General features: G+C 56.5%; 7 protein-coding genes. 5 read left to right on the top strand and 2 right to left on the bottom strand.

The features are described 5' to 3' along the window. Together ABY734_RS15830 and ABY734_RS15825 are read right to left on the bottom strand one after the other, a co-directional pair. The coding region (locus ABY734_RS15830) for an esterase/lipase family protein (RefSeq protein WP_372780345.1) at nucleotides 1–687 on the bottom strand (687 nt) is incomplete at its 3' end. Between the two features lie 148 nt (nucleotides 688–835). Beyond that, nucleotides 836–1,978: an acyl-CoA dehydrogenase family protein gene (locus tag ABY734_RS15825; protein ID WP_372780343.1), complete on the bottom strand. Its 1,143-nt coding sequence runs from the start codon at nucleotides 1,976–1,978 to the stop codon at nucleotides 836–838. 202 nt (nucleotides 1,979–2,180) lie between these two features. Between ABY734_RS15825 and ABY734_RS15820 the strand changes: the two genes are divergently transcribed. The 5 genes from ABY734_RS15820 to ABY734_RS15800 all read left to right on the top strand — a co-directional run bounded on the left by ABY734_RS15820 (nucleotide 2,181) and on the right by ABY734_RS15800 (nucleotide 5,937). Further along, entirely contained in the window at nucleotides 2,181–2,594 is a 414-nt protein-coding gene (locus ABY734_RS15820) for a GNAT family N-acetyltransferase (RefSeq protein ID WP_372780341.1), read from the top strand. Continuing rightward, complete coding sequence (gene trmH, locus ABY734_RS15815) at nucleotides 2,591–3,310, top strand: tRNA (guanosine(18)-2'-O)-methyltransferase TrmH (protein ID WP_372780339.1); 720 nt, start codon at nucleotides 2,591–2,593, stop codon at nucleotides 3,308–3,310. Before ABY734_RS15820 ends, trmH begins: the two co-directional genes overlap by 4 nt. Nucleotides 3,311–3,342: 32 nt before the next feature. Further along, a complete protein-coding gene (locus tag ABY734_RS15810) occupies nucleotides 3,343–3,549 on the top strand; it encodes a hypothetical protein (RefSeq protein ID WP_372780337.1) in 207 nt (68 codons plus the stop codon). A gap of 86 nt (nucleotides 3,550–3,635) precedes the next feature. After that, complete coding sequence (locus ABY734_RS15805; RefSeq protein WP_372780335.1) at nucleotides 3,636–4,745, top strand: DUF1214 domain-containing protein; 1,110 nt, start codon at nucleotides 3,636–3,638, stop codon at nucleotides 4,743–4,745. Between the two features lie 16 nt (nucleotides 4,746–4,761). Then, nucleotides 4,762–5,937 carry a sulfotransferase gene (locus ABY734_RS15800; protein WP_372780334.1) on the top strand — a complete coding sequence of 392 codons (1,176 nt, stop codon included), beginning with the start codon at nucleotides 4,762–4,764 and terminating at the stop codon, nucleotides 5,935–5,937. Nucleotides 5,938–6,034: the final 97 nt, after the last annotated feature.

Below are 6,034 nucleotides of genomic sequence, written 5' to 3'. Positions count from 1 at the left end.
GCGTTCGATATTGGCCGTGCCGGCGGGATAGGCCTGATTGAAGGCATAGGTGCCGGTGGTCACACCATCGTTGGGGTCGAAGTCGTGATTGACCAGCTGTTTGAGCGCTGCGATGGCATCGTTGCCGCCACCGTAAATCACGTTGCCAAAGTACTCGGCCAGGGTTTCCAGAATGCTGGTGACGCCAGGTTGCATATTCAGCACGTACTGGGCGATGGGAGAGCCCCGGTGAGGTGAGGAAATACTGATGCCATATTTGACTACGCGGTAGCCGCGGTTGTCGTTGAGCAACTTGGCCGCCTTGCGCAAATCAAGCCCACCCTGAGAGTGGCCAATCACGTTCACGTAGCTGTGGCCAGAGGTGGCCAGGTAGTTCTGGATGTCCTGATACAGCTCGTAGCCGCGCTGCTCGGAACTGGCAAAGGGCGTTACCGAGGCAACAAAGGATTCCTGGCCTGAATTGATGTCGTGGTTACAGTAATACTCGCCCCACTGACAGGTGTCGAGTACATAAACGCCGTAATCGTCGCCCCAGTAGTCGTAACCCAGAACATCGTCAAAGCCGCCCATGCCGTGGGCGAATACAATGGGGTAAGTGGTTTTGTTAGCATCCCTTGCGAGAGCGGGGGTGGTGAGCAAACTGCAGGTCACCATCAGGGCTGTTGCCAGCCTGATTCGCATATTCATACGATTCTCCTTAGTCTTTATTGCTTTTTATAGTGGCCGTCAGGCCGGAGCGTGTATGACAAACTGCGTCAAATGAGTGTTAACTGCCTGTTTTTATCTCCTTGGTTTGGGAAAGAAAACGCCGACACAAGGCCGGCGTTATTTGAAATTACTTCACCAGTTCTCGACCGATGATAAGCTTCATAATCTCGTTAGTGCCACCGTAGATGCGCTGTACCCGGGCATCGGCCCAGGCGCGAGCGACCGGGTATTCCCACATGTAGCCATAGCCGCCGTGTAGCTGCAGGCACTCGTCCATGACCTTGCCCTGCAGGTCTGTGGTCAGCATTTTGGCTTTAGCTGCGGTCACTGCGTCCAGCTTCTCTTCGATATGCAGCTCCAGGCAGCGATCCAGAAAAACGGTAGCCGAGGTCAGCTCCGTATCCAGCTCAGCCAGTTTAAACTGGGTGTTCTGGAAGGTGGCGATGGATTTGCCGAAGGCCTTGCGCTCGGTCACGTATTCGATGGTCTTTTCCAGTATGCCCTGGGCACTGTGTACCGCCAATATGGCGATATTCAGACGCTCCTGCGGCAGATCCTGCATCAGGTAGACAAAGCCCATACCTTCTTCGCCCAGCAGGGCGTCTTTGGGCACGCGCACATCCTGGAAAAACAGTTCGGAAGTATCTTGGGCTTTCAGGCCAATCTTGTTCAGGTTCTTACCTTTCTCAAAGCCCGGTGTGCCCGCTTCTACCAGAAACAGGCTGGTACCCTTGGCGCCTGCTTGCGGATCGGTTTTGGCAACCACGACGACCAGGTCGGCGTGCTGGCCATTGGTGATAAAGGTCTTGGAGCCATTGATGATGTAGTCATCGCCATCTTTGACGGCGGTGGTCTTGATGCCCTGCAGGTCAGAACCCGCGGCCGGCTCGGTCATGGCGATGGCCGTGACGATTTCGCCGGACACACACTTGGGCAGGTACTTCTGCTTTTGCTCCTCACTGCCGTAGCGGACAATGTAGGGCACCGCGATATCGGAGTGCAGGCCCCAGCCGATACCTGTCAGGCCGGAGCGGGCGCATTCTTCATCGACGATGGCGTTGTAGCGAAAGTCGACGCCAACGCCGCCGTATTCTTCCGGAACCGTGGGTGCCAGAAAGCCCTGCTCGCCAGCCTTGTTCCAGAGACCGCGGTCGACCTCGCCGTCTTTTTCCCACTGTTCGTGATAGGGGGCAGCTTCTGTTTCCAGAAATTTCCGCACAGACTCACGGAACATTTCATGCTCGGGCTCGTAAACGGTACGTGGGATCATGCCTTGTCGTCCTCTTATGTTGATGCTGCTTACTTGAGTTGTAGCTTACTACGAGAGCAAGCGCTAGTGAGATCACCAAGCTTAATAGTGGGCATTCACGCTGAAAAGCCGACATGGAATGTCCGGTTTATGGCAAATAGATCGTTCACAGCTCCGATTGCTGCGATTATCATTGATTTTCTCAATGAAAGGAGAGGCCATTGTGAGTATCAGCTACCGCGTAAATCAATCCATTCCGGTGGTGAAGTTTATCGACCTGCTGGAGCGCTCTGGTCTGGCGGAGCGGCGCCCGGTGGCTGACCGCGAGTGTATTCAAGGAATGCTTAACGGCGCCAACTTGTTGGTGACCGCCTGGGACGGTATCCGGCTGGTGGGTGTTTCCCGCTCCCTGACAGATTTTCACTACGCCTGCTACCTGTCGGATATCGCCGTAGACCGGGACTACCAGCATCAGGGCATTGGTCGGGAATTGATTCGAATGACCCAGAAACAGCTTGGCAGCAAGACTCGTCTGATCCTGCTGGCCGCCCCTCTGGCTCAGGATTATTACCCAAAATTAGGGTTTACCCTGCACGATCGTTGCTGGGTGCTGGAAGCCGGAGACGAAGTGCAGTGACCCCGGAAAGAAAGGCCCGCATTCAGCGGGTGTTGCGCAGCCGCCAGCCAGATCTGTGCGTGGTGACGGATTATGTCCACAAGGGGCGAAACCTCTCGGCCATCGTGCGCACCGCCGATGCAGTGGGCGCGATGGACCTGCATTGCGTGATCGGCGACAAGGAGTACAAGGCCTTTCGTGGAACCGCCAAGGGCAGCCACGGCTGGGTCAAGGTGCATCGTCACCGGAATCTGGAGGAGGCGGTCGCTCCGCTGAAATCCCAGGGGGTACAAGTGATTGCGGCCAATCTGTCGTCCCATTCGGTAGACTTTCGCTCAGTGGACTACAGTAAGCCTACGGCTTTGCTTTTAGGTGCGGAAAAGGATGGCTTGAGCGAGGCCGGGCGCGCCGCGGCCGATGTGGAGGTGACCATCCCGATGGTGGGCATGGTGCAGTCGTTTAATGTTTCGGTGGCCGCAGGCATTATTCTCAGCGAGGCCCAGCGGCAGCGCCAACTGGCAGGACTCTACGACGCGATGCGTATTGATGAGGCGACCTTCCAGCAACTGTTTTTCGAATGGGGTTACCCCAAATTGCGCCATTTTTGTGAGCACTATGGCCTGGAATACCCGCCGCTTACCGCAGAGGGGGATTTGGAAAACCCCTCGGCCTGGTATGCGGCAATTCGCCAGCAGCTCGGTGAGCGCGAACTGGATTTCAGTGAGGTCAACGGCTAAGCGGGCGGCAAAATATTACTGAGGGGCTTTGCATGGAACTGAATACTGTCTTCATCCTGTGGTTCACTCTCGCTCTAGTTGCAGCCCTGCACACCCTGTGGGCTTTCGTGGCCGCCGCGGCCGGTGACAAGTTACCGGGCTTTCTTTCACGCGATCCCTCGGTAGCGGCGCTTTTTGTATGGGGAGGCGTTTTGCTTGCCGCTGCCATCCACGCGTTGTATCTGCTGATTCAACTCTGACGACCCGTTCACCTGTCTGGGTGATGCCTGTTGCGGCCCGATCGGTGAGAATTTTCCCATCGACAATGCAACAGTGAGATTATCCTATGTCCGACAAGGATCTGATTCGTTCGGTGGAGGACGGTTCCGCCTGGGACAACTTCTGCGACACTCTCAAGGAAACCGGCAAGCAGATCATGCGCCCGGAAGCACCCGCGGATGCCTTTACCCGCGCCGAAGGCTGGCGTTATCTGACCCGTCTGACCCGCATTGCGCTCGATATGTTCATGGAGTGCAGCGACCGGGACTTTCCCACCTTCTATCGCCCGTCACATGAAACCGCAAAAATCGGTGCTGATAACCCGGACAATTTCTACGAGCGCGCCGAGATTAACGGCAAGTACGATTACCGCATTACCGGTACCCGCGGCACGGTGGCCTACCTCGGTTTGATTGCCATTGCCGGCGGCTATGAAGATGAAGACGCCAATATGCGCTCGGTCGGTGCAATCGATACTCACGGCGGCCTTGAGGTCAACGAAGACGGTACGGTTGAAATCATTCTGAGCCGAGAGCCCAAACCCGGCAACTGGCTGAAAATTACCGAGGACACCATTGCGGTTCTGGTGCGCCAGACCTTTCTCGATCGCAACAGCGAAACCATTGCCGAGTTGAAAATCGAGCGCATCCTGGAAGAGGGTGTTGTGCCCGAGCCGCTGGATCCCGCGCAGTTGGCTGAAAACCTGATCAAGACAGCGGGTTTCGTGCAGGGCACGGCAACGCTGTTTGCCGACTGGGCTGAGTCTTTCCTGGATAAACCCAACGAGCTGCCGCCGGCGGATCAGGCCTACTGCCAGAAGATCGGCGGTGATCCCAATATCTTCTACTACCACAGCTACTACGATCTGGCTGAAGACGAGTCGCTGGTGGTTGAAGTTCCCCGCATTCCCGACTGTGAAAACTGGAACCTGCAGGTCGACAATTACTGGATGGAGTCGCTCGACTACCGCTACCTGAAGATTCACGTCAACAAACACACCGCGCACTACAACGACGACGGCAGCGTGCAGATCGTGATCGGCGAGCACAACCCCGGTCACCCAAACTGGCTGACCACGGCCGGTCATCGCAAAGGCACACTGGCGTTCCGCTGGATTGGTGCGGATGACATTGTGCACCCCACCACCCGTGTCGTTAAAACCGAAAGCCTGAAGTAAGCGAGGAAGCCCCCAGATGTCAGAGCAGGACATTCCCAACGTAGAGTTAAGCGTCAGCGGCTTGTTGCAGGCAGCCCAGGATGCGACAGGGCTGAGCGATTTTGGCGATGAGTCATTTCGCGAGCCCTTTGAAGTGCTGGTTAAATCACTGAAGGAAGAGGCCAACCTGAATGCGGTTGGACGCTTCACCCAGTATCAGCGAATTCTGAATATTCTCTGCAATCGCCTTCGCACCGAAGCCTGGATTGCAAAACATCCGGAAATTCTCGATGAAGAAATCGCGGCGCCGGTGGTGATCATTGGTCTGCAACGCACCGGTTCGACCATGTTTCACCGGGTGCTGGCCAGCGACTCGCGCTTTTTCGCGCCGCTGTGGTATGAAGTGCGCAACCCGGCGCCCTATATGGACTGGCAGCCCGGTGCTGCCGATCAGCGCATGAACGAAGCCGAGCAGGAAATTGCCGGTATGCTGGAAGCCAACCCTGAACTGGCCTCGATTCACCCGATGGATCCGGTGGCGCCTGACGAAGACATCATGCTGCTGGAACACAGCTTCTACAGCACAGTGCCCGATGCTTTTTGCAACGTGCCCAGCTACGGCAAGTGGAATGATACCCACGACAATACGCCGGGCTATGAATACCTGAAGCGACAATTGCAGAGCCTGCAGTGGCAGAAAAAACAAAAGGGCCAGCAGGCTGAGCGCTGGCTGCTGAAAACGCCGCACCACCTGCACCACGTTGCGACTCTGCTCCGAGTGTTCCCGGATGCCAAAATCATCCAGACGCATCGCGACCCACTGCAGACCATCCCGTCAGCGGCCAGCATGAACTACAACCTGTGGATCATGTGCGCCGACGATCCGGACCCGAAAGTGGTAGGCGAGCAGTGGGCAGCGAAATATGCGCGCGGTATGAAGCACACGCTGGAAACCCGCAAGGCCAAGCCCGATTCCTTTATCGATGTCTGGTACAAGGACACGGTGGTTGACCCGACGGTGCCTGCCAAGGCCGTGTACGACTTTATTGGTATGGACTTTACGGCCGAGGCCAAAGCGGCGATGGAGCATTGGCGAGAGGTCAACAAGCGCGAAGACCGTCCCAGCCATGAGTACACCCTGGAGCAATTCGGATTCAGCGAAGATGGCCTGAAAAAGCAGTTCGCCGAATACAGAGATCACTACCTGGGTTAATCGCCCGCGGGGCGGCGCCCGCCGCTCCGCCCCTTTTACCTTCATTGCCGGTTGGCTCGGTAATGCATCATCTTTTGTCTTGAAAGACGAGCGAGAC

The sequence above is a fragment of the Litorivivens sp. genome (assembly GCF_041624475.1).
Taxonomy (GTDB): domain Bacteria; phylum Pseudomonadota; class Gammaproteobacteria; order Pseudomonadales; family Spongiibacteraceae; genus Litorivivens.
This window is presented reverse-complemented; position numbering and strand designations above follow the sequence as displayed.

What these genes read in the sequence shown, in the direction of transcription:
- ABY734_RS15825 (WP_372780343.1), bottom strand. Translation starts at nt 1,978, where the DNA reads ATGATCCCACGTACCGTTTACGAGCCCGAGCATGAAATGTTCCGTGAG.
- ABY734_RS15810 (WP_372780337.1), top strand. Translation starts at nt 3,343, where the DNA reads ATGGAACTGAATACTGTCTTCATCCTGTGGTTCACTCTCGCTCTAGTT.
- ABY734_RS15805 (WP_372780335.1), top strand. Translation starts at nt 3,636, where the DNA reads ATGTCCGACAAGGATCTGATTCGTTCGGTGGAGGACGGTTCCGCCTGG.
- ABY734_RS15800 (WP_372780334.1), top strand. Translation starts at nt 4,762, where the DNA reads ATGTCAGAGCAGGACATTCCCAACGTAGAGTTAAGCGTCAGCGGCTTG.